The sequence below is a fragment of the Pseudomonas alcaligenes genome (assembly GCF_041729615.1).
GTDB classification, from domain to species: domain Bacteria; phylum Pseudomonadota; class Gammaproteobacteria; order Pseudomonadales; family Pseudomonadaceae; genus Aquipseudomonas; species Aquipseudomonas alcaligenes_B.
On record NZ_CP154874.1, the window covers coordinates 3,630,171 to 3,650,057 of the forward strand.

26 protein-coding genes are annotated in these 19,887 nt (G+C 68.2%); 15 read left to right on the top strand and 11 right to left on the bottom strand.

What is annotated here, in order from left to right; all coding sequences use genetic code 11:
* Position 1 precedes the first annotated feature (1 nt).
* Genes AAG092_RS17545 through AAG092_RS17555 form a run of 3 tightly spaced genes read right to left on the bottom strand, consistent with a single transcriptional unit; the run spans position 2 to position 1,332 of the window.
* Positions 2-229 (bottom strand): DUF2798 domain-containing protein, encoded by a 228-nt coding sequence (locus AAG092_RS17545; protein WP_373387682.1) that lies wholly within the window; start codon positions 227-229, stop codon positions 2-4.
* A complete protein-coding gene (locus AAG092_RS17550) occupies positions 229-813 on the bottom strand; it encodes a flavodoxin family protein (RefSeq protein WP_373387683.1) in 585 nt (194 codons plus the stop codon). Before AAG092_RS17550 ends, AAG092_RS17545 begins: the two co-directional genes overlap by 1 nt.
* A 21-nt stretch (positions 814-834) precedes the next feature.
* Positions 835-1,332, bottom strand: a complete 498-nt coding sequence (locus AAG092_RS17555) for a DUF2938 domain-containing protein (protein WP_373387684.1) — start codon at positions 1,330-1,332, stop codon at positions 835-837.
* 82 nt (positions 1,333-1,414) lie between these two features.
* On the opposite strand from AAG092_RS17555, the gene AAG092_RS17560 reads away from it, so the two are divergent.
* A complete protein-coding gene (locus AAG092_RS17560) occupies positions 1,415-1,834 on the top strand; it encodes a helix-turn-helix domain-containing protein (protein ID WP_373387685.1) in 420 nt (139 codons plus the stop codon).
* A 96-nt stretch (positions 1,835-1,930) separates the two neighbouring features.
* Positions 1,931-2,797 carry a hypothetical protein gene (locus AAG092_RS17565; RefSeq protein WP_373387686.1) on the top strand — a complete coding sequence of 289 codons (867 nt, stop codon included), beginning with the start codon at positions 1,931-1,933 and terminating at the stop codon, positions 2,795-2,797.
* 42 nt (positions 2,798-2,839) lie between these two features.
* On the opposite strand, the gene AAG092_RS17570 is transcribed toward AAG092_RS17565, so the two are convergent.
* The 4 genes from AAG092_RS17570 to AAG092_RS17585 all read right to left on the bottom strand — a co-directional run bounded on the left by AAG092_RS17570 (position 2,840) and on the right by AAG092_RS17585 (position 7,086).
* Positions 2,840-4,282, bottom strand: coding sequence for a SulP family inorganic anion transporter (locus AAG092_RS17570; RefSeq protein ID WP_373387687.1), 1,443 nt, complete (start codon positions 4,280-4,282; stop codon positions 2,840-2,842).
* Positions 4,283-4,378: 96 nt separating this feature from the next.
* Positions 4,379-4,945 carry a hypothetical protein gene (locus AAG092_RS17575; protein ID WP_110681810.1) on the bottom strand — a complete coding sequence of 189 codons (567 nt, stop codon included), beginning with the start codon at positions 4,943-4,945 and terminating at the stop codon, positions 4,379-4,381.
* Between the two features lie 102 nt (positions 4,946-5,047).
* Positions 5,048-5,752, bottom strand: a complete 705-nt coding sequence (locus AAG092_RS17580; protein ID WP_373387688.1) for a glutathione S-transferase N-terminal domain-containing protein — start codon at positions 5,750-5,752, stop codon at positions 5,048-5,050.
* Positions 5,753-5,826: 74 nt separating this feature from the next.
* On the bottom strand, positions 5,827-7,086 hold the full coding sequence (locus tag AAG092_RS17585) for a DUF3422 domain-containing protein (RefSeq protein ID WP_373387689.1): 1,260 nt from the start codon (positions 7,084-7,086) through the stop codon (positions 5,827-5,829).
* A gap of 160 nt (positions 7,087-7,246) precedes the next feature.
* Here AAG092_RS17585 and AAG092_RS17590 point away from each other — a divergent pair, with 160 nt between their 5' ends.
* On the top strand, positions 7,247-7,684 hold the full coding sequence (locus AAG092_RS17590) for an HIT family protein (protein ID WP_373387691.1): 438 nt from the start codon (positions 7,247-7,249) through the stop codon (positions 7,682-7,684).
* A gap of 10 nt (positions 7,685-7,694) precedes the next feature.
* Here the strand turns inward: AAG092_RS17590 and AAG092_RS17595 are convergent, their stop codons facing one another.
* Both AAG092_RS17595 and AAG092_RS17600 read right to left on the bottom strand, forming a co-directional pair.
* Positions 7,695-8,711 carry a hypothetical protein gene (locus AAG092_RS17595; RefSeq protein WP_373387692.1) on the bottom strand — a complete coding sequence of 339 codons (1,017 nt, stop codon included), beginning with the start codon at positions 8,709-8,711 and terminating at the stop codon, positions 7,695-7,697.
* A gap of 136 nt (positions 8,712-8,847) precedes the next feature.
* A complete protein-coding gene (locus AAG092_RS17600; protein WP_373387693.1) occupies positions 8,848-9,474 on the bottom strand; it encodes a cysteine hydrolase family protein in 627 nt (208 codons plus the stop codon).
* Positions 9,475-9,605: 131 nt separating this feature from the next.
* Between AAG092_RS17600 and AAG092_RS17605 the strand changes: the two genes are divergently transcribed.
* From AAG092_RS17605 to AAG092_RS17630, 6 genes are all read left to right on the top strand, one after another.
* On the top strand, positions 9,606-10,556 hold the full coding sequence (locus tag AAG092_RS17605; RefSeq protein WP_373387694.1) for a GlxA family transcriptional regulator: 951 nt from the start codon (positions 9,606-9,608) through the stop codon (positions 10,554-10,556).
* 63 nt (positions 10,557-10,619) lie between these two features.
* Positions 10,620-11,480 (top strand): LysR substrate-binding domain-containing protein, encoded by an 861-nt coding sequence (locus tag AAG092_RS17610; RefSeq protein WP_373387695.1) that lies wholly within the window; start codon positions 10,620-10,622, stop codon positions 11,478-11,480.
* Between the two features lie 124 nt (positions 11,481-11,604).
* Positions 11,605-12,714, top strand: coding sequence for an agmatine deiminase (gene aguA / locus AAG092_RS17615; RefSeq protein WP_373387696.1), 1,110 nt, complete (start codon positions 11,605-11,607; stop codon positions 12,712-12,714).
* 9 nt (positions 12,715-12,723) lie between these two features.
* The gene (locus AAG092_RS17620; protein ID WP_373387697.1) at positions 12,724-13,815 is read left to right on the top strand and encodes an extracellular solute-binding protein; all 1,092 of its coding nucleotides are present in this window, start codon (positions 12,724-12,726) and stop codon (positions 13,813-13,815) included.
* A gap of 83 nt (positions 13,816-13,898) precedes the next feature.
* On the top strand, positions 13,899-14,339 hold the full coding sequence (locus AAG092_RS17625) for a 3-isopropylmalate dehydratase (protein WP_373387698.1): 441 nt from the start codon (positions 13,899-13,901) through the stop codon (positions 14,337-14,339).
* Positions 14,340-14,347: 8 nt separating this feature from the next.
* The gene (locus tag AAG092_RS17630) at positions 14,348-14,650 is read left to right on the top strand and encodes a hypothetical protein (protein WP_373387699.1); all 303 of its coding nucleotides are present in this window, start codon (positions 14,348-14,350) and stop codon (positions 14,648-14,650) included.
* Positions 14,651-14,690: 40 nt separating this feature from the next.
* On the opposite strand, the gene AAG092_RS17635 is transcribed toward AAG092_RS17630, so the two are convergent.
* Entirely contained in the window at positions 14,691-15,611 is a 921-nt protein-coding gene (locus tag AAG092_RS17635) for a LysR family transcriptional regulator (protein WP_373387701.1), read from the bottom strand.
* A gap of 116 nt (positions 15,612-15,727) precedes the next feature.
* On the opposite strand from AAG092_RS17635, the gene AAG092_RS17640 reads away from it, so the two are divergent.
* Both AAG092_RS17640 and AAG092_RS17645 read left to right on the top strand, forming a co-directional pair.
* The gene (locus AAG092_RS17640) at positions 15,728-16,168 is read left to right on the top strand and encodes a carboxymuconolactone decarboxylase family protein (RefSeq protein ID WP_110681962.1); all 441 of its coding nucleotides are present in this window, start codon (positions 15,728-15,730) and stop codon (positions 16,166-16,168) included.
* A gap of 33 nt (positions 16,169-16,201) precedes the next feature.
* Entirely contained in the window at positions 16,202-16,444 is a 243-nt protein-coding gene (locus AAG092_RS17645) for a hypothetical protein (RefSeq protein ID WP_373387702.1), read from the top strand.
* A 36-nt stretch (positions 16,445-16,480) separates the two neighbouring features.
* On the opposite strand, the gene AAG092_RS17650 is transcribed toward AAG092_RS17645, so the two are convergent.
* Positions 16,481-17,119: a LysE family translocator gene (locus AAG092_RS17650; protein WP_373387703.1), complete on the bottom strand. Its 639-nt coding sequence runs from the start codon at positions 17,117-17,119 to the stop codon at positions 16,481-16,483.
* A gap of 372 nt (positions 17,120-17,491) precedes the next feature.
* Between AAG092_RS17650 and AAG092_RS17655 the strand changes: the two genes are divergently transcribed.
* The 4 genes from AAG092_RS17655 (at position 17,492) to AAG092_RS17670 (ending at position 19,882) form a co-directional block, all read left to right on the top strand.
* Positions 17,492-18,616: a beta-ketoacyl-ACP synthase III gene (locus AAG092_RS17655; RefSeq protein ID WP_373387704.1), complete on the top strand. Its 1,125-nt coding sequence runs from the start codon at positions 17,492-17,494 to the stop codon at positions 18,614-18,616.
* Between the two features lie 26 nt (positions 18,617-18,642).
* On the top strand, positions 18,643-19,245 hold the full coding sequence (locus AAG092_RS17660) for an RNA polymerase sigma factor (protein ID WP_110681825.1): 603 nt from the start codon (positions 18,643-18,645) through the stop codon (positions 19,243-19,245).
* Positions 19,239-19,472, top strand: a complete 234-nt coding sequence (locus tag AAG092_RS17665) for an anti-sigma factor (RefSeq protein ID WP_110681826.1) — start codon at positions 19,239-19,241, stop codon at positions 19,470-19,472. The genes AAG092_RS17660 and AAG092_RS17665 overlap by 7 nt, the downstream gene beginning before the upstream one ends.
* A 101-nt stretch (positions 19,473-19,573) precedes the next feature.
* Positions 19,574-19,882 (top strand): hypothetical protein, encoded by a 309-nt coding sequence (locus tag AAG092_RS17670; RefSeq protein WP_110681827.1) that lies wholly within the window; start codon positions 19,574-19,576, stop codon positions 19,880-19,882.
* Positions 19,883-19,887 lie beyond the last annotated feature (5 nt).

Consider the following 19,887-nt stretch of genomic DNA (forward strand, 5'->3'; position numbering starts at 1 on the left):
TTCAGGCCTGGCGCAGCAGCAGGCGCACCAGGCGCTGGGTCAGCGGCGCCACCAGCAGCACGGTTGGGAAGGCGAATAGCCAGGCCGTCAGCCAGGCGCCCAGCCAGATCTCGGTGAACTGCGGCACCAGCCCGCTGGCGCGCAGGGTGGCGATGCCGGAGACCAGCAGCGACATCAGCCCGGAGAGGATCAGGGCGAACAGCAGCGGGGTGTACTTGGGCGGGATCATCAGGCGTGCTCCGGGGTGGCGCCGGCGTGCAGGCGCAGCAGGGTGTGGGCGAAGTGCTGGCCGAACAGGCGCGCGGTCTTGATGTCACCGGGGGCGAAGGCGTGGCCGGGCGAGGCCTTGTCCGCCTGGGCCATCAGTCCGGACCAGGAGCCCAGGCGGTTGGCGGCTTCGTCATAGGGTACGCCCAGGTGCTGCTCGGGCAGGATCGGGTTGCCGACCCAGAGCATGCCGTGCTGCATGCAGAAGGTGAACATCGACAGCAGGGTGGACTGCTTGTCGCCGGCCGGCAGTGCCGACACGGTGAAGCCTGCCGCCAGCCGGCCGCGCAGGCGCTGCTGGCGCCACAGGCCGCCGGTGGCGTCCATCAGCGCCTTGAGCGGTGCCGAGACGCCGCCGAGGTAGGTTGGCGAGCCGAGGATCAGGCCGTCGTAGGCGGGCAGTTCGTCGGGCCGGGCGACCAGCTCCTGGGCTTGCAGCAGGTGGGCGGCGACGCCGCCGACGCCGGCCACGCCCTCGCCGATGCGCTCGGCGATGTGCTGGGTGTGCCCGTGGGCGCTGTGGTAGAGGATGGCGACTTGCATCATGGGAGGGCTCCTTGGCGGGGTTCAGGGTTGCAGCGCGGCGACCAGGGCGGCGCTGAGGTACAGGCCGAGGCCGAACACGCTGTGGGTGGTCAGGCTTTTCAGGCTGTTCCGCAGCGGCGTGGGGGTGTTGCGCGAGGCGATGCCGGCGCCCATGGCCGGCTGGATCAGCAGCAGCGGCACGGCGACCGTGGCCAGGCCCAGCGCCAGCGCCGGCAGCAGCGAGGGGCGTGCGGCCCAGCCCGGCCCGGCGAGGACCAGCAGCAGGGCGGCGAAGGCGATGCCGGTGGCGTAGTGGACGAGCCAGCCCAGGGCCAGTTCGCCGCGAATCGGCGCGGCCTTGGCGATGGCGGGGTGGCGTACCCGGCCGCGCACCAGGTGGCCGACCCAGCGGCCGACGAAGGCGAAGCTCAGGGTCGGTACGCCCAGGCGCTGCAGGAGCAGCAGCCAGGCGTCCATCACCAGGGTGGCGCCGGCACCGATGGCGATGATGAGCAGGAAGTTGTGCAGTAACGGGTTCATGGCGGCCTCACTCGGGTTGACCAACAGGGGTTTCGATGTGAGGCTACAAGTTCAAGTGAACTTGAGGTCAAGAGGTATTCGCATGGATATCGCCGAAGTCGCCAGGCGCTCCGGGTTGCCCGCGTCGACGCTGCGCTTCTACGAGGAAAAGGGCCTGGTACAGGTGCTCAACCGCCAGGGCGAGCGGCGCCGCTTCGGCCCGCAGATTCTCGACCAGCTGGCGCTGATCTCCCTCGGCCAGTCCGCCGGCTTCAGCCTGGAGGAGATCCGCAGCATGCTGACCAGCAATGGCGAGCCGAACATCGACCGCCAGGCGCTACTGGCCAAGGCTGCCGAGATCGATGCCAGCATCAAGCGCCTGCGCGCCATGAGCCGTGGCCTGCGCCATGCCGCCGCCTGCCGGGCGCCGAGCCATGCCGAGTGCCCGACTTTCCAGCGCCTGCTCAAGGACGCCGCCGCCGCGGCGCATGCGCGCAAGACCGGGCGCAAGCCGGGGCGCTAGCGGCGGGCGCCAGGCGGTGCGGCATTCGCCGGGGCTTGGCGGTATCATGCCGGCTTTTCGGGGCGGTGCGAGCACTGCCGGAGCAAGGAGAGGGTTATGACGGAGACGATCCGCGTATTCGTGGGCTGCGATCCGAACGATTGCGACCTGGAACAGATGATGGTGCTGGACTACAGCATCCGTAAGCATTGCTCGCAGCCGGTGGAGATCCACTGGATGCAGTTGTCCCGTGATCCGCAGAGCTTCTGGTACTCCAACCCCGAGCAGCAGCAGGGCTGGCGCACCGAGGCCTGGACCACGCCGTTTTCCGCCTTTCGCTGGGGCATCCCGGCGTTCTGCAACTACCAGGGCAAGGCCATCTACATGGACACCGACGTCATGGTGCTGTGCGACCTGGCGCAGATGTGGAACCTGTCGTTCGAGCCGGGCAAGGTGGTGATGGCCAAGGGCGGCGAGGAGTCCTGGCGCTTCTGCGTGTCCATGTGGGACTGCGCCGAGGCCAAGAAGCACCTGCCGCCGATCGAGGACCTGCGCGGCAAGCCGGAGATCCACCAGCAGTTGAAGAAGTACTACAAGAAGCACACCGAGGTGATCCAGCCGTTCGATACCCAGTACAACAACATCGACGGCGAAAACACCCCGATCGAGCAGATCAAGATCCTCCATTACTCGGACATGGGCACCCAGTTCTCGCACAAGATTTCCTTCCCGCGCCTGGAGCGCGAGGGGCGCAAGCACTGGTTCGACGGCACCGTGATGCCGCACCCGCGCCAGGACCTGCAGGCGCTGTTCGAACGCCTGTACCAGGAGGCGCTGGATGCCGGCTACAGCCTGGACAACTACCGCATGCAGCAGGTCTTCGGTGCGTTCCCCAAGTACTCGCAGAAGACCTACTCGGGCAACTCGGTGACCCGGCCCAAGCACTGGTGGAAACGCCTGTTCCGCAAGAAGGCCAAGGCCTGACAGCACTGCGGCGCCCTTGGGCGCCGCAGTCGTTTTCGCCTATCAGTCGTGGGCGCCGGCGCGCTTGAGCAGTTGCTTGCAGCGCTCGGACAGGTGCACCACGCGCAGGTGCTTGCCGGCACGGGCGTAGCGCTCGCGCAGGGTCTTCAGCGCGGCGATGGCCGAGTAGTCGACGAAGCTCAGGTGGCGGCAGTCGAGGGTCACCTGCTGCGGGTCGTCGGCCACCTCGAACAGGTTGAGGAAGGGCGTGGTGCTGGCGAAGAACAGCGTGCCGTGTACGCGGTACAGCTTGCTGCCGTCGGCCTGGATGTCGCTGTCGGCGTACAGCTCGCGGGCGTGGTGCCAGGCAAAGTTCAGCGCGGCGATGACGATGCCGCAGAGCACGGCGGTGGCCAGGTCGGTAAAGACGGTGATGACGGTCACGGCGGCGATCACCAGGGCGTCGCTGAGCGGCACCTTGCCGAGCACGCGCAGCGAGCCCCAGGCGAAGGTCTGCTGCGACACCACGAACATCACCCCAACCAGCGCGGCCAGCGGGATCAGCTCGATCAGCGGGGCCAGGAACAGCACGAACAGCAGGATCATTACCCCGCTGACCACGCCGGACAGGCGGCCGCGGCCACCGGAGCTGAGGTTGATCACGGTCTGCCCGATCATCGCGCAGCCGCCCATGCCGCCGAACGCGCCAGAAACCACATTGGCCGCGCCCAGGGCCACGCACTCGCGGTTGGTGTGGCCGCGGCTCTGGGTGATCTCGTCGGTGAGGTTCAGCGTGAGCAGGGTTTCCAGCAGGCCGACCAGGGCCATCAGCGCCGCGTAGGGGGCGATGATGCGCAGGGTCTCCAGGTTCCACGGAATGTCCGGCAGGGCGAACTGCGGCAGGCCGCCGGCGATCTGCGCCATGTCGCCGAGGGTGCGGGTGGGCAGGTCGAGCAGGTACACCAGCAGGCCGACGCCGAGGATCGCCACCAGCGCCGGCGGCACCGCGCGAGTCAGTTTCGGCAGCAGGTAGACCACCGCCATGGTCAGGGCCACCAGGCCGAGCATCCAGTACAGCGGCGTGCCCTTGAGCCAGCCACCGTCGGCATGGAAGTGCTCCAGCTGCGACAGGGCGATGACGATGGCCAGGCCGTTGACGAAGCCGAGCATCACCGGGTGCGGCACCATGCGCACCAGCTTGCCCAGGCGCAGCACGCCGAACAGGATCATCAGCAGGCCGCCGAGCAGCACGGTGGCCAGCAGGTACTGCGCGCCGTGTTGCACCACCAGGGCGACGATGACCACCGCCATCGAGCCGGCGGCGCCGGAGATCATCCCCGGGCGGCCGCCGAACAGCGCGGTGAGGGTACAGATCATGAAGGCGCCGTACAGGCCCATCAGCGGGTTGAGCTGGGCTACCAGGGCGAAGGCGATGCACTCGGGCACCAGGGCGAAGGACGAGGTGAGGCCGGCCAGGATGTCGGCGCGCACACGGGCGATTTTCATGGGCTTTCCTGAAGCAGCCGGCGGCTGCCGGTGCGGTGCTGCGGAGTTGCAAAGGGGGGCGGATGGTACGCAATCACCACTGCAGCGGCCAGCGCCTCAGTACAGACGGTAGCGCGCCAGTTCCTGCGCCGTGAGCACCTTCATGCGGTGCGGCTCGATGGCCTGCATGTCGCTGGCGAGCGTCGGCGCCACACCCATCTCGCGCAGATAGCCGGCCAGGTTGTGGGGCATGCCGGCCTCGCGGGCGCGGGCCGACTCGCCGGCGGGGAAGTGCGGGCGGTGGATGGCCACGTGGCCGCGCACGTTCTTCTTGCGCCCGGCCGCCAGCAGGTAGACGCAGCTGCCCTGGCAAACACCTCGGGCCGGGACCAGGGCGTCGAAGCCGGTTTCGCGCAGCAGGCGACCCATGCGCAGGGCCTCGGCGGTGCTGCCGCCGATGCTGTCGAGCAGCAGGATCTTGCGCGCGAACTTGCCGGGGTGGCCGCGCAGGCCCTTGAACAGGACCTCGTAGTCGCCGGGGGCGATGTCCTCGGAGACCTTGACGATGAGGATGCGGCCGACCGATTTCTGCTCGGCGGCTTCGATTTCGACCCTGGCCAGGCTGGGGCTGGCGCCCAGCGCGGCGGCGCAGAGCAGGGCGAGGCGGAGGAGGGTACGGCTCATGGGGCGACGACTTCTGGCTGAACGACTGGGCGCAGAAGATACCCGTAGCGCGGCCCTGCGCCTATAGCACGCCCCGCGCAGGAACGCGCGGGGCGGTCGAGGTCAGGTGCGCGCCGGTATCTGCAGGCCGCGCTGCACCGCCGGGCGGGCGAGGAAGGCGTCGAGCACGCGGGCGACGTTGGCGAAGCGCTCGAACTGCACCAGCTCGCCGGCCTCGTAGAAGCCGACCAGGTTGCGCACCCAGGGGAAGATGGCGATGTCGACGATGCTGTAGTCGTCGCCCAGCGTCCAGTCGCGGTCTTGCAGGAGCTGGTCGAGCACACCGAGTAGGCGCACGGATTCGGCCACGTAGCGGTCACGCGGGCGCTTGTCCTCGTAGTCGCGGCCGGCGAACTTGTGGAAGAAACCGAGCTGGCCGAACATCGGGCCGATGCCGCCCATCTGCCACATCAGCCACTGGATGGCCTGGTAGCGCAGGGCCTGGTCCTGCGGCAGCAGCTGGCCGGTCTTCTCGGCCAGGTAGAGGAGGATGGCACCGGACTCGAACAGGGCCAGCGGCGCGCCGTGCGGCCCATTGGGGTCGAGGATGGCGGGAATCTTGTTGTTCGGGTTGAGCGAGAGGAACTCCGCGCTGAGCTGGTCGTTGCTGTCGAAGCTGACCAGGTGCGGCTCGTAGGCCAGGCCGGTCTCCTCCAGCATGATCGAGACCTTGACCCCGTTGGGCGTGGGCAGCGAGTACAGCTGCAGGCGCTCGGGGTGCCGGGCGGGCCACTTGCGGGTGATGGCGAAGGCGGACAGGTCGGTCATGGGGCTTCCTTGGCAGTTGAGAACTCGGGCCATCTCAGCACGGCGCTGCGGCTGCGGGAAAATCGATAGTGGCGCTAGTGGCTATCAGTCGCGGCGATTCTGTCCCCCTGCCGGCGTGCCCGGCGGATGCGCAGCATCACCCCGGCCAGGGTGAGCAGCGCCAGCGGCCCCAGGGTCAGCAGCGCGGTGCGTTCCGACAGCTCCAGGCCGAGGCCGAGCAGGCCCTGGTAGAGCAGCTTGAACAGGCTCAGCAGGTAGTAGCTGATGGCGATGATCGACAGGCCCTCGACCGCCTTCTGGATCCTGATCTGGGTGTCGGCGCGCGCATTGAGGCTGCGCAGGATGGCCGAGTTCTGTTCCTCCACCTCGCCCTGCACCCGCACCTGCAGCAGGTCGCTCAGGTGTGCAACGCCCTGGGCCAGGCGGGTCAGGCGCTGGTCGGTGGCCTGGCAGTAGCGCACCGTGGGCAGGAAGCGCCGTTCGATGAACACGCCCAGGCGCTGGCAGTCCTCGACGTGCTTCTCGCGCAGCTCGGCGATGCGTTCGCCGACCAGTTGCGCGTAGGCGGTGGCGGCGCCGAAACGCTGGCGGGTGCGCGCGCTGCAGTGGACGATGCGCGCCGACAGCCGGGCCAGGTCGGTGGACAGCTCGCGGGCGCCGTCGCGGCCTTCGGCGTTGCGCGCGGACAGGCGATCCAGCTCGCGCTCGTGGTCCTTCAGCTCGCGGCTGACCTGCTGCGCCACCGGCAGGGTCAGCGAGGCCATCATGCGGTAGGTTTCGATCTCCAGCAGGCGCCGCACCATGCGTCCCAGGCGGTAGGCGTTGAGTCGGTGGTTGACCAGCAGCAGGCGGTTGACGCCCTGCTCGTCGAGGCGGAAGTCCGACCAGGCGATGGCGTCGCCGTCGCCCAGGGCGGAGGCGGCCGGGTCCTTGAAGCCGCAGCGGGCCGGGCCGTCGGGCCAGTGGGCGGCGGATTCCACGAGCAGCTGGCTGGCGCTGATCAGGCGTTCACGATGGGGTGCCAGCAGTGGCTCCAGCACCGCCGGCCATTCGCCCCACAGCGGGTCGCTGGCCTGGCGTGGCTGCACCAGGGTGAGGGTGAAGAACTCGCCGTGGCGCTCCCACTTGAGCGTGGCCTGGCCCAGGCGCAGCAGGCCCTGCACGCTGTTGCTGGGCAGGCGCTCGTCGGCCAGCCGTTCGAGCTGGCCGATCAGCACCGAGCAGGCCTCGTCCGGGTCGACGAAGGCCAGGTGGTGGACGTTAGCCGGTTCCTGAAAGTGAATCGAGGGGCGCGAGTGCAGCTCGTTGTGCAGGGTGACGCGCAGTGGATGCATGCTGGTTCTTCTGCCGGATCGGGGAATGGGGCAATGACGCCACCGCGTGACCGAATGGTCACTGCGACATTTCGCCCCGGCCCGGCCACGGGGGCATGGGCAGCGGCGGCTCGAGCCGGTATGGTGCGGGCTTTATTCACCCGGGTTAGGGAGCTTACCCATGAGCCTGCATGGCACTTACGATCCGCAGAACATCTTCGCCAAGATCATTCGTGGCGAGGCGCCCTGCTACAAGCTGTACGAGGATGAGGACGTGCTCGCCTTCCTCGACCTGTTCCCGCAGTCCTACGGCCACTGCCTGGTGATTCCGAAGAATGCCCCGGCGCGCAACATCCTGGAGATCGACGACGCCAATCTGGCCAAGGTCATGTCCGTGGTGCGCCGGCTGACCCAGGTGGTGGTGGACGAGCTGCAGCCGGCCGGCGTACAGGTGGCGCAGTTCAATGGCGCCCCGGCCGGGCAGACGGTATTCCACATCCACATGCACATAGTGCCGCGCTACGAGGGCGAGAAACTTGGCGTGCACGCCGCCAAGCAGGCCGATGCGGCCGAGCTGGAGCAGCTGCAGGCGCGGTTGGTGAAGCGGATCAACGGCTGATCTGTCTCGCTCAGGAGGCCGTGTCGAGCGGCCAGACCGACAGTGTGATGCGTACTCCCTTCTCTTGTTCGTCTTCCAGGGTCAGGGTGAACACGCCGGCTTCGTTCTGACCGCTCCAGCGGGCGGTCTGGCCGTCATCGTCGATGGGCTGATCGCCGGCCAGCTGCCGGTAGTGCTGAACGAGTTCCGCGTAGTCCGCGTGGCTGAACAGCACAACCTCTGCATTGCGGTGGGGCTGACCCAGTGCATCGTCCCATCCGGTGTCGAAGATATCGCCGGCCATGTGTGCCGGCGCGATGTACTGACCGTCGCGCATGGCCGTGCTGAGCTTGGCTCTTTTGGGCAGCAGGGCCAGCAGCGGTTGCGCCAGGCCCAGCTCCTTGTCATCCCAACCAGGGGCGTTGAGGTCCGGCTCCACATATTCGGTCTTGGCGATGACCTGCACCTGATCCACGCCACCGCGTGCATCGGCCAGGTTGACCAGTAGTGGTGGCAACTGCACGGCCCAGTCGCGCAGTGGCTGCACGCTGTCGCGGGCGGTGCCGGCGGGCAGGAAGATGGTTAGGATGGCTGCCGGCTCCTGGGAGTGGCAAGTCATCTCGTGGGTTTCCTCATCCAACTGGCAGGGGCCATGTACCAGGCCGACGGCGACCAGCTTGCGCCCTTCGATCAGCAGCGCGGCGCGTTCGTAGCCACCGGTCATCTTGTTCTCCGAGGCGATCAGACGGCGCCCGTCGGCGAGGTTGGCGGTGACGATGTCCATCGACGAGTTGAGTGACTCGAGCACCTGCTCGAGTACTAAGGTATCGGCACTGATATAGCTAGCGCGGCCGTAGCCGAGCAGCTTCTCCAGTGCACCGCGCACCTGCGGGTCGCGGTCCAAGCGGTAGGGCGCGTCGTTCTGTCCAGGTTCGAAGGCCTGCAGTACCACGCCGTTGTTAGTAGGGTTGACCGCCGGAGCGGCGTGGATGGAGCTGATGCTGAGGACGCCGATGAGCAGCGCCTGGATTAACCGCTGAGGGAGCATATGAGTTCCTTCTCTATGGGATTGGCTTCGCCGGTCCTGGCGATCGAAAGGATTCTAATCGAGGCGCGTGGCAGAGGCTTTGAACGGGGCCACGCAACTAACAGCCGGGGCGATGGATGCCCCGGCGTTGCCACGCTCAGCGATCGGCAATCGCCCGCTGGTTGGACAGGTAGATGTTGTCCGGCTGCGGCACTTCGCCGGTCTGCAGGGCGTTGAGCCAGTCATCGGTGCTGAGCACGGCGGCGAAGCCGGTGTGCATGACCACGGTGAACACCCGGTGGATCTCCTCGGCAGTGGCCGAGCCCATGGCGTTGCGGTAGGGCGGCGAGCCGGCGGCGTCGTGCAGCAGTTCGACCTTCCAGCCCTCGTGGTGGGCCTGGCGTACGGTGGAGTCGTCGCAGTTGTGGGTCATGTAGCCGATCACGCTGAGGGTGTCGATCTCGTGTTGCTTGAGGTAGGCGGCCAGGTCGGTGCCGGCGAAGGAGCTGGCCATCTGCTTCTGGATGAAGTGGTCACGCGGGCGCTCCGCCACCAGCGGGTGCAGCTCGGCGTTGTGGCTGCCGGTGGCGAAGATCGGCGCGCTTTCCGGCAGCAGGTGCTGGATGACGATCACCGGGATGCCGGCGGCGCTGGCGGCGTCCATGGCGCGGCCGATATTGGCCATCGACTGCTCGATGGGCGGGTACTCGATGCGCAGGTTGCCGGTGACGTATTCGTTCTGCACATCGATGACGATCAGGGCGCGTTTCGCTTGCTGGCTCATGGCGGGTTCCTCTGGTTTGGCGGTGTGGTGGTCGATGGACAGATTGTTCGCCCGTCGCGCCTGTTGTCGTAAGTGGCCCTGAAGCCAGCTTGCGCTAAGATCGGGCCAAACCTTCGGATCGGGACAACGCCATGCCTGCCCACCGCATCGCCGTGGTCGCCTTCGACCACATCACGCCGTTCCACCTGTCCGTGCCCTGCCTGGTGTTCGGCGACCTCGGGCCGGGCGCCGAGCTGTACGAGCTGCGCGTGTGCGCCACTGCGCCGGGCGCGCTGCCGACCACCGCCGGCTTCGCCCTGCAGGTCGAACACGGGCTGGAGGCGCTGCAGTGGGCGCAGACGATCATCGTGCCGAGCTGGCACGACCCGGACGAGCGCCCACCGCAGACCCTGCTGGATGCGCTGGTGGCGGCCCATGCACGCGGCGCGCGGCTGGTCGGCCTGTGCCTGGGCGCCTATGTGCTGGCCGAGGCGGGACTGCTCGATGGCCTGCGCGCCACCACCCACTGGGCCTGGGCCAATGACTTCGCCGCGCGCTTCCCGCGGGTGACGGTGGACGCTGACGTGCTCTATCTGGATGACGGCGGCCTGCTGACCTCGGCCGGCACCGCCGCCGGCATCGACTGCTGCCTGCACCTGCTGCGCCAGCAGCACGGCGCCGAGCTCGCCAACCGGGTCGCAAGGCGCCTGGTGGTGCCGCCGCACCGCCAGGGCGGCCAGGCGCAGTTCATCGAGCAGCCGCTGCCGGCCACCTCCCGCGACGATCGCCTGGCCGGCCTGCTGGACTGGGTGCGTGCCCACCTCGACCTGCCGCACAGCCTGGACAGCCTGGCCGAGCGCGCGCTGATGAGCCGACGCACCTTCACTCGGCACTTCCGCCAGCTCACCGGCATGACGGTGGGCGACTGGCTGCTGGCCGAGCGCCTGGCCCTGACCCAGCGCCTGCTGGAGAGCAGTGAGCAGGGCGTGGAGGCGATCGCCGCACTGGCCGGCTTCGGCTCGCCGGTGTCGCTGCGCCATCACTTCGGTCGCGCCTTCGGCGTGTCGCCCAGTGCCTGGCGGCAGACCTTCCAGGGGCACTGATCGGGCTGGACGGGGAGCGCGGCGCTGGGCAAGGATGACGGCTTTTGCCGGAACCGGATCGCCATGCGCCGCCTGCCTTCACTCACCGCCCTGCGCACCTTCGAGGCCGCCGCGCGCCACGCCCATTTCGGTCGTGCGGCCGCCGAGCTGTGCGTCACCGACAGCGCGGTCAGCCACCAGATTCGCCAGCTCGAGGAGCAACTGGGCACGCTTCTGTTTCAGCGCGACGGCCGCCAGGTGCGCCTCACGCCCCAGGCGCGGCGACTGCTGCGCAGCCTGCAGCAGGCCTTCGAGCTGATCGGTGAGGCCTGCGACGAGCTGCGCGACCCCGGCTCGCAGGCGCAGCTGCGCATCGCGGTGACCGTGGAGCTGGCGCAGAAGTGGCTGATCGGGCGCCTGGCGGACTTCGCCGAGCGCCACCCGCAGATCACCCTGCACCTGCACGAGCAACCGCTGGAGGCGCCGCTGCCGGGCGCCGAGATCGATCTGGCGATCACCTATGGCACCGGCCCGGAGGACGCCAGCACCTACTTCGTGCGACCGCTGCCGACCCTGCAGTTCTTCCCGGTGTGCAGCCCCGGCCTGTTCAACCAGCTGCTGCTCAAGCACCCGCGCGACCTGGCCCGCCACTGCCTGCTGCACGACGACCAGGACGGCAAGACCTGGACCGCCTGGTTGACCACCCATGCCGGCGATATCCAGCCTGCGCGCCACCTGTACCTCGGCCATGCCGGGCTGACCATGGAGGCGGCGGCGCGCGGCCAGGGCGTGGCCATCGGCGACAACCTGACCAGCGCCGAAGACCTGGCCAGCGGCCGCCTGGTGCGCCCGTTCGCCGCCCAGGTGGCCTCGCTAGGGCAGTATGCGCTGGTCTGCGAACGCCTGCGCCTGGACAAGCCTGCGGTGGCCAGCTTCATCGATTGATTCACCGATCAGCTAGCTGATCGGTGAATTGAATTCAGCTATCCCGCGATAATGGTCATTGGTCGCGGCCGCTCTGCCGCGGGTACTGTCGAGCCATCCAACAGCCATCGACGAGTACCTGACAATGGCCCGTACCCTGACCTCCCTGCCCAAGGCCGACGGCTTCCGCCTGCCCGGTGAATTCGAACCCAAGAGCCGCTGCTGGCTCGGCTGGCCGGAGCGCCCGGACGTGTGGCGCAACGGCGGCAAGCCGGCGCAGAAGGTCTGGGTCGAGATCGTCAGCGCCATCGCCAGCAGCGAGCCGGTGACCGTGTGCGCCTCGGCGGCCCAGTACGCCAACGCCCGCCGCCTGCTGCCGGCCCATGTGCGGGTGGTGGAGATGACCTGTAACGACACCTGGTTCCGCGACAGCGGCCCGGCCTTTCTGGTCAACGACGAGTCCGGTGAAGTGCGCGGCGTGGACTTCGAGTTCAACTCCTACGGCGGCCTCGATGGCGGCCTCTACTACCCCTGGGACAAGGACGACCAGATCGCCCAGAAGATCCTCGAGATCGAGGGCTTCGACCGTTACCGCGCGCCCTTTATCGCCGAGATGGGGGGCATCCAGAGCGACGGCCAGCGCACCCTGCTGACCACCGAGCAGTGCCTGCTCAACCGCAACCGCAACGCCCACCTGGGCACGGACGAGATGACTCGCCGCCTGCAGGACTACCTGGGCGCCGAGCAGGTGATCTGGCTGCCGCGCGGCTGCAAGTTCGATGAAACCGACGGCCATATCGACGACCTGGCCTGTTTCGTCCGCCCCGGCGTAGTGGTGATGCAGTGGACCGACGACCGCAGTGACCCACAGTGGGAGATCTACCAGGAGGCCTACGACATCCTGCGCAGCACCCGCGATGCTCAGGGTCGCGAGCTGGAGATTCACAAGCTGCCGCAGCCGCGCGTGCTGGAGTGGACGGCCGAGGAGGCCGAAGGCCTGGACCAGGACGACGCCACCCACACCCGTCAGGCCGGCACCCGGATCTGCGCGTCCTACATCAACTACTACGCCGGCAACTCGGCCATCGTCGTACCGCTGTTCAACGATCCCAACGACCGCATTGCCCAGGCGACCCTGGCCGAGCTGTTCCCCAAGCACCGCATCCTCGGCATCGAGAACTCGCGGGAGATCCTCCTCGGTGGCGGCAACGTCGCTTGCATCACCTCGCCGCAATACGCCGCGCCCAAGCGCTAGGAGGCCGCCATGAAACTGCCCGCCTCGTGGCTGGCCCTGTCTCTGTCCGTCTGCGCGTGTGCGCAGGCGGCCGAGCCCGCCAAACAGGTCAACCTGTATATCTGGAACGAGTACCTGGCACCGGACACCCTGGCGTCCTTCGAGCAGCAGACCGGGATCAAGGTGGTGGTCGATCACTTCGACTCGCTGGAGACGGTGGAGACCAAGCTGCTTACCGGACGCAGCGGCTACGACCTGGTGCTGACCGCCGGCCAGCACCTGCAGCGGGCCATCACAAGTGGCGCGCTGCAGCCGCTGGACAAGGCCGCGCTGCCGCACTTCGCCGGCCTGGCGCCGGAGTTCACCGGGCATATGGCGGTCTTCGATCCGGGTAACCGTCATGCCGGGCTCTACGTGTGGGGCACCACCGGTTTCGGCTACCAGCGTGAGGCCATCGCCCAGCGCATGAAGGATGCGCCGACCGACAGCTGGGCGATGCTGATGGACCCGGCGGTGGTGGCCAAGTTCGCCGACTGCGGGGTGAGCTTCCTCAATGACCCCAACGAGGTGTTCGCCGCCGCCTTCCGCTACCTGGGCCTGGATATCAACCAGCAGAACCTCGATGACCTTAAAAAGGCCGAGGCGCACCTGGCCAAGGTGCGGCCGTCGATCCGCTATTTCGACAACGACCGTAACATCGCGGATCTCGCCAACGGCGACACCTGCCTGGCGATGTCGTGGAACGGCAACGTTGCCATCGCCGCCGGCCAGGCGCAGCAGGCCGGCAAGCCCTACAGCCTGCACTACAGCATCCCGCGCGAGGGCACGCTGATCTGGTTCGACGCTATGGTCATCCCGGCGGATGCGCCGCATCCGCAGGAGGCGCTGGCGCTGATGGACCACCTGATGAAGCCCGAGGTGATCGGCGCCATCACCAACAGCATCTACTACGCCAATGCGGTGCCGGCGGCCGATGCCTTCGTCGATCCGGCCCTCCTCGCCGATCCCGGTACCTATCCGCCGGCGCAGCTGCGCGCCAGCCTGTACACCAAGAACGACAACACCCCGGCCTTCAACCGCGCCCTGACCCGGGCCTTCAGCCGGCTGAAGTCGGGGCTGTAGCACAGCGTTGCAGATCGGGCTTGAGCGGCGGCGTGGGAGCGCCAATACTGGGCCGACTCCACGCACGCCCAAGGAGGGCTTCCATGCGTTCGATCCTCGCCGTTTTTCCCCTGGTTCTGCTGGCCGGCTGCTCGTCGTTCCGTCCCGACGCCGAGCACATCACCCAAGTCCCCGACGATCGCCTGCTGGCCTACCAGGAGGCGCGCGAGGGCGGTGGCCAGCTGGTGGTCAACCGTGACATGGGCCTGATGGGCGGCGGCTGCTACGTGGCCATCGAGGTGGATCGCAAGCTGGCCGCGCGCATCGGCATGGCCGAGGTGGCGAGCTTCAATGTGCCGGCCGGTACCCGCGTGCTGGGCCTGACCATCGACCCGCTGGACGACACCCTGTGCGGCATGGGGCGCCTGCACAAGGAAGTGGCGGTGAAGGTCGCGCCGGGCAGCGTGCAGTACTTCCATATCGTCAGCGAGAACCGTGGCGGCTTCGACATCCGCCCGGATGCGCAACCGCCCAAGCTGCAGTGAACGCCGGCATGTCGGGTATCCGCCGCGCCATCCTGCTCGGCTTGCTGCTGAGCTGCGCGCCGGTGCTGGCCAAGGACTGGCCGGCCGGGGTCAAGCAGACCTTCCGCGACAGCTGTGTGAACAGCGCCGGCGAACCGCTGGGCAAGGAGCGCGCGCTGCTCTACTGCGACTGCACGGTGGGGCGCATCGATCGCGATTTCAGCCTGGCCGAGATCGCCGCGCTGGAGCAGGCCGAGTTACCGCCGGCGCTGATCGAGCGCCTGCAGCAGGTTTCGCAGCAGTGCCTGGGCGAATTGGGCGCTCAGCGATAGCAGACGACCAGTCAGAACGGCACGGGCTTAGCGCCGCGGCTTAGTCTCGCGGGCGCCACAGCGGATCGCCGGCCAGCAGTTCGCCCGCCCAGTCGATGAAGGCGCGCACCCTGGCCGAGAGATGCCGCGATTGGGGGTAGACCAGGCTCAGCGGCATGCTGTCGGCCTGCCATTGCGGCAGCGGCTGGACCAGGTGGCCATCTTCCAGGGCCTGGCGCGCGGCCGCCGCCGGTAGCACGGCAAAGCCCAGGCCGGCCACGACGGCGGCCAGGTAGGCCTCGCCGCTGTTGAAGCGCATGGCCGGCTCCTGCTCGATCGGATAATGCTCGTTGCCGCAGTGCAGGGTGTTGGCCTTCTGCCGTCCGGTGGCCGGGTAGACGAAGGCCAGGTAGCGGTGCGCCACCAGATCCTGCGGGTGCCGCAGTGGCGGGCTGGCGGCCAGGTAGCTCGGCGCCGCGCACAGGCAGAAGCGCATCTGCCCGATGGGCCGGCAGACCAGATCCGGGTCGTGCACCGGGCCGCCGCGGATGGCGCAGTCGACGCCTTCCTGCACCAGATCGACGACCCGCTCGCTGCTGCCGATGTCCAGGCGGATCTGCGGGTAGCGGGCGACGAAGTCGGGCAGGGCGGGAATCAGCAGGAAACGGCTGACCGGCGAGGGCATCTCCACCCGTACCCGGCCGCGCGCCAGGCTGCGGTTCTGCGCCACGCTGGCTTCCAGTTCGTCGAGGTCGTCGAGCACGGCGCGGGCGCGTTCGTAGTAGGCGCTGCCATCGGTGGTCGGCGACACCCGGCGGGTGGTGCGGTGCAGCAGCTTGACGCCGAGCTGGCTTTCCAGTGCCTGCACCTGGCCCGACACCGTGGTCTTGGCCAGGCCCAGGGCATCGGCGGCGCGGGTGAAACTGCCCAGCTCGACGATGCGACAGAAGGCGCGCATGGCTTCCAGACGGTCCAGGGCCATTATCCGAATCTCCGCACAATGTTTCCGTATGAGGCCAATTTATCGCGTTATGCATGGCTAATACAGTGACGACCAATCCCGGTACGACATCGGGCCCCTTCGGAGCAATCGCCATGATGACCAGCAAGCGCAACAACTATCACCAGACCGCCCCGCACGTGTTCAAGGCCATCTATGCCCTGGAACAGACCCAGGCCGGCTTTGCCCTGGAGGGCTCGCTGCGCGAGCTGGTCAAGGTGCGTGCCTCGCAGCTCAACGGCTGCGCCCTGTGCCTGGACATGCACAGCGCCGACGCGCTGAAGCAGGGCGAGTCGGCCCGTCGCCTGCTGGCCCTGGGCGCCTGGCAGGATGCGCCCTGCTTCAGCGAGCGCGAACGGGCCGCCCTGCTGTGGACCGACAGCCTGACCCGGCTGACCGAGGGGCACGTCACGGATGCCCTGCACCAGCAGGTGGCCGCGCAGTTCGACCCGCAGGAGCTGGCCGAGCTGACCCTGTGCATCGCCACCATCAATCTCTGGAACCGCTTCGGCGTCGGCTTCGCCATGCAATCGGCCTGAGTGCCGGCCACGCCCCCTGTCCTGGAGACCGCCATGGCCAAGCTCGTATTGATGGAAACCCGGAGTCTGGACGAACAGGCCCTGCGCCAGCGCCTCGCGGCGCTCGGCGCGGCGCCTGGCTGGCGCCTGCAGCGGCAGGAGCGGGGCTGGTTGCTGCGCCTGGATGAGTCGGCCGCCAGCATCGGCCTGTGCGCCGCCCTGCTGCGCTGCACCTGGTTGCGCCGGCTGGAGTGCATCCCCGGCGGGGAGGGCGGCGCGGTGGCGGCCAGCCACTGAGCCGGACTGCACCAGGGGCCCTGCGGCCCCGGCGCATCACACCCGATCGGCGAGGGCCAGCTTCACCCCCAGCAGGGTGAACAGGCCGCCGGTAGCGCGCTCCAGCCACAGGCCGACGCGCCGGCCGACCTGCAGGCGCTGCTGGGCGAAGGCGGTGCTCAGGGCCAGGAAGTGGCACCAGAGCATGCCGTTGAAGTTGAAGATGGCGCCCAGCAGGAGGAAGGCCAGTGCCTTGTGCTCGGCGTCCGGGCTGATGAACTGCGGCACGAAGGCGAGGAAGAACAGCGCCACCTTGGGGTTGAGCACGTTGGTCAGGAAGCCCTGGGCGAAGATGCGCCCGTAGGGTAGCGCCGGCAGCTCGCTGGCGCCCGGTGCGGCCGCTTCCTTGTGCCTGGCCAGCAGCATGCCGATGCCGATGTACAGCAGGTAGGCAGCGCCGATCAGCTTGACCAGCATGAAGGCGGTGGCCGAGGTGGCGAGCAGGGCGGACATGCCCAGCGCGGCGGCGACTATGTGTACGCAGGTGCCGGCGCCGATGCCCAGCGCCGCCGCCGAGCCGGCACGCCAGCCCTGGGTGGCGCTGCGTGCCATGATCAGCAGCGAGTCCGGCCCGGGGGCCATGTTCAGCAGCAGGCCGGAAATGACGAACAGGGCGAGGTCGTGGGTGCCGAGCATGGGCAGGCTCCAGGGGCTGGGAAGCCAGGATTCTGCGCCTTTTTTGAATGGCTGGTCAAAACCCGGGCATCGTCTCGGCGAGCGTGCTGCTCCCGTCGCAAAAGCCTGTTTTGCTCGACTATCGCGACAGATTCCTGTGTCTTCGCCGCAGGTGCGTGCATCTCCTATGAACGCAGGATGCTTCGCCGCCAGTCCGGTGCCGCCGTGCGACAGCAGCGCCACGCCGGCGGCTATGGCACACTCTGCGCTTTGCAGCGTGGCGGGCCCAGCCTGGCCGTGAGCCGCCCTGCAGCCGAATTCGCGCCGCCGGCCCGCACCGGGGTGCAACCGACCAGCCAGCCGCCCGCGGCGGTACAAGAAGAGGAATGTCCCGTGCACAAAGCCGTAATCAGTGGCACTGGCCTGTACACCCCGACCAACAGCATCTCCAACGAAGAGCTGGTGGCCTCCTTCAATGCCTACGTCCAGCAGTTCAACGCCGACAACGCCGCCGCCATCGAGCGCGGCGAGGTGCAGGCGCTGGCCGAGTCCAGCGTGGCCTTCATCGAGAAGGCCTCGGGCATCAAGAGCCGCTTCGTCATCGACAAGGACGGCATCCTCGACCCGCAGCGCATGGTGCCGCGCATCCCCGAGCGCTCCAACGACGAGTGGGGCATCCTCTGCGAGATGGCCGTGGGCGCCGCCAGGGAAGCCCTGCAGCGCGCCGGCCGCAGCGTCGCCGACATCGACGGGGTGATAGTCGCCTGCTCCAACCTGCAGCGCGCCTACCCGGCGGTGGCTATCGAGGTGCAGGCCGCCCTGGGCATCGACGGCTGGGGCTACGACATGAACGTGGCCTGCTCCTCCGCCACCTTCGGCATCCAGGCCGCTACCAATGCCGTGGCCACCGGCCAGGCGCGCGCCGTGCTGATGGTCAACCCGGAGATCTGCACCGGCCACCTGAACTTCCGCGACCGCGACAGCCACTTCATCTTCGGCGATGCCGCCACCGCGGTGATCATCGAACGCGCCGACCAGGCCACCTCCGCGCACCAGTGGGATATCCTCGGCACCAAGCTGCTGACCCAGTTCTCCAACAACATCCGCAACAACTTCGGCTTCCTCAACCGCGCTGCGGAAGAGGGCATCGGCGCGCCGGACAAGCTGTTCGTCCAGGAAGGCCGCAAGGTGTTCAAGGACGTCTGCCCGATGGTGGCCGAGCTGATCGCCGCGCACCTGGCGGAAAACCAGCTGAACGTCGGCGATGTCAAGCGTTTCTGGCTGCACCAGGCCAACCTCAACATGAACCTGCTGATCGCCCGCAAGCTGCTCGGCCGCGATGCCGAGCCGCACGAGGCGCCGGTGATCCTCGACACCTACGCCAACACCAGTTCGGCCGGTTCGGTGATCGCCTTCCACAAGTACCAGGACGACCTGCCGGCCGGCAGCCTGGGCGTGCTCAGCTCCTTCGGCGCGGGCTACTCGATCGGCAGCGTGATCCTGCGCAAGAAGGCCTGACGCCAGTACCTGGCGGAGCGCACGCCATGGACGAGCAGCAGCTGTTGCAGCGCCTGCTGGCCGGCGAACAGCAGGCCTTCCGCGAGCTGGTCGCCCGCTACCAGGGTGCCATGCGCGCGGTGGCCTACGCCATAGTCGGCAGCCGCAATGCCGACGAGGTGGTGCAGGACGCCTGGCTGGCCGTGGTGCGCAACCTGGCCGGCTTCCAGCAGCGCGCCAGCCTCAAGACCTGGCTGCTGACCATCACCGCCAATACCGCCAAGAGCCGCCTCAAGCAGCAACGCCGCGAGCCGCTGCTCGATGACCTGCCGGCGCCGCATGGCAGCGTCGGTGCCGAACGTTTCTCGGAAAATGGCCACTGGCAGGCGCCGCCCAGCCAGTGGGAGCAGGATACCCCCGAGGCCCTGCTGGCGGCCGGCGAGCTGCGCGAGTGCCTGGAGAAGACCATCGCCAGCCTGTCCGAGATGCAGTCCAGCGTGCTGCTGCTGCGCGAGCGCCAGGGGCTGGAGCTGGAGGAGATCTGTAATCTTCTCGACCTTTCGCTCTCCAATGTCCGCGTGCTCCTGCACCGCGCCCGGCTCAAGGTGTTCGCCACCCTGGAGCATTTCGAGGAGACCGGCCAATGCTGACCTGCCAGGAACTGGTAGCTCACTCCAGCGACTATCTCGACGGCCAGCTGCGCCTGCGCGAGCGCATCGCGGTGCGCGCCCACCTCGCCATGTGCCACCACTGCCGGCGCTTCATCCGCCAGATGAAGGTGACCCAGGCCGTGCTGCGCCAGTTGCCCGAACAGAGCCTGCCGGAGCTGGATGCCCTGGCCGACCGCCTTGCCGAGCAGCATCGCCGGCAGCCCTGAGCCGGCGTCGTAGAAAAAATTCTCCCGGGCTGTAACGCCCGCTTCGTCACTCCGTCTAGTGTTGCGTCGGGGGCATGTCGCCCCTCCACTGGAGAGACTCCATGAAACAGCTGAATACCGTTGTCGCCACCCTGGGCGCCGCCCTGCTGAGCACCGCTGCCTTCACTGCCCAGGCTGGCAGCAACCCCTTTGCCGCCCAGGAGCTCTCCAGCGGCTACAGCCTGGCGGCCCACGAGAAGGGCCACGAAGGCTCCTGTGGCGAGGGCAAGTGTGGGGGCGAGATGAAGGCCGAAGAAGGCAAGTGTGGCGGCGACAAGGCGAGCAAGGAGGGCAGCTGCGGCGAGGAAGGCAAGGCCGGTCGCGAAGGCAAGTGCGGCGAGGGCAAGTGCGGCGGCGACAAGACCGAGTAAGGGCG

Excerpts from the sequence above, each read along its gene's own strand:
- AAG092_RS17545 (WP_373387682.1), bottom strand. The coding sequence starts at position 229 with ATGATCCCGCCCAAGTACACCCCGCTGCTGTTCGCCCTGATCCTCTCC.
- AAG092_RS17550 (WP_373387683.1), bottom strand. The coding sequence starts at position 813 with ATGATGCAAGTCGCCATCCTCTACCACAGCGCCCACGGGCACACCCAG.
- AAG092_RS17555 (WP_373387684.1), bottom strand. The coding sequence starts at position 1,332 with ATGAACCCGTTACTGCACAACTTCCTGCTCATCATCGCCATCGGTGCC.
- AAG092_RS17560 (WP_373387685.1), top strand. The coding sequence starts at position 1,415 with ATGGATATCGCCGAAGTCGCCAGGCGCTCCGGGTTGCCCGCGTCGACG.
- AAG092_RS17565 (WP_373387686.1), top strand. The coding sequence starts at position 1,931 with ATGACGGAGACGATCCGCGTATTCGTGGGCTGCGATCCGAACGATTGC.
- AAG092_RS17570 (WP_373387687.1), bottom strand. The coding sequence starts at position 4,282 with ATGAAAATCGCCCGTGTGCGCGCCGACATCCTGGCCGGCCTCACCTCG.
- AAG092_RS17575 (WP_110681810.1), bottom strand. The coding sequence starts at position 4,945 with ATGAGCCGTACCCTCCTCCGCCTCGCCCTGCTCTGCGCCGCCGCGCTG.
- AAG092_RS17580 (WP_373387688.1), bottom strand. The coding sequence starts at position 5,752 with ATGACCGACCTGTCCGCCTTCGCCATCACCCGCAAGTGGCCCGCCCGG.
- AAG092_RS17585 (WP_373387689.1), bottom strand. The coding sequence starts at position 7,086 with ATGCATCCACTGCGCGTCACCCTGCACAACGAGCTGCACTCGCGCCCC.
- AAG092_RS17590 (WP_373387691.1), top strand. The coding sequence starts at position 7,247 with ATGAGCCTGCATGGCACTTACGATCCGCAGAACATCTTCGCCAAGATC.
- AAG092_RS17595 (WP_373387692.1), bottom strand. The coding sequence starts at position 8,711 with ATGCTCCCTCAGCGGTTAATCCAGGCGCTGCTCATCGGCGTCCTCAGC.
- AAG092_RS17600 (WP_373387693.1), bottom strand. The coding sequence starts at position 9,474 with ATGAGCCAGCAAGCGAAACGCGCCCTGATCGTCATCGATGTGCAGAAC.
- AAG092_RS17605 (WP_373387694.1), top strand. The coding sequence starts at position 9,606 with ATGCCTGCCCACCGCATCGCCGTGGTCGCCTTCGACCACATCACGCCG.
- AAG092_RS17610 (WP_373387695.1), top strand. The coding sequence starts at position 10,620 with ATGCGCCGCCTGCCTTCACTCACCGCCCTGCGCACCTTCGAGGCCGCC.
- aguA (WP_373387696.1), top strand. The coding sequence starts at position 11,605 with ATGGCCCGTACCCTGACCTCCCTGCCCAAGGCCGACGGCTTCCGCCTG.
- AAG092_RS17620 (WP_373387697.1), top strand. The coding sequence starts at position 12,724 with ATGAAACTGCCCGCCTCGTGGCTGGCCCTGTCTCTGTCCGTCTGCGCG.
- AAG092_RS17625 (WP_373387698.1), top strand. The coding sequence starts at position 13,899 with ATGCGTTCGATCCTCGCCGTTTTTCCCCTGGTTCTGCTGGCCGGCTGC.
- AAG092_RS17630 (WP_373387699.1), top strand. The coding sequence starts at position 14,348 with ATGTCGGGTATCCGCCGCGCCATCCTGCTCGGCTTGCTGCTGAGCTGC.
- AAG092_RS17635 (WP_373387701.1), bottom strand. The coding sequence starts at position 15,611 with ATGGCCCTGGACCGTCTGGAAGCCATGCGCGCCTTCTGTCGCATCGTC.
- AAG092_RS17640 (WP_110681962.1), top strand. The coding sequence starts at position 15,728 with ATGACCAGCAAGCGCAACAACTATCACCAGACCGCCCCGCACGTGTTC.
- AAG092_RS17645 (WP_373387702.1), top strand. The coding sequence starts at position 16,202 with ATGGCCAAGCTCGTATTGATGGAAACCCGGAGTCTGGACGAACAGGCC.
- AAG092_RS17650 (WP_373387703.1), bottom strand. The coding sequence starts at position 17,119 with ATGCTCGGCACCCACGACCTCGCCCTGTTCGTCATTTCCGGCCTGCTG.
- AAG092_RS17660 (WP_110681825.1), top strand. The coding sequence starts at position 18,643 with ATGGACGAGCAGCAGCTGTTGCAGCGCCTGCTGGCCGGCGAACAGCAG.
- AAG092_RS17665 (WP_110681826.1), top strand. The coding sequence starts at position 19,239 with ATGCTGACCTGCCAGGAACTGGTAGCTCACTCCAGCGACTATCTCGAC.
- AAG092_RS17670 (WP_110681827.1), top strand. The coding sequence starts at position 19,574 with ATGAAACAGCTGAATACCGTTGTCGCCACCCTGGGCGCCGCCCTGCTG.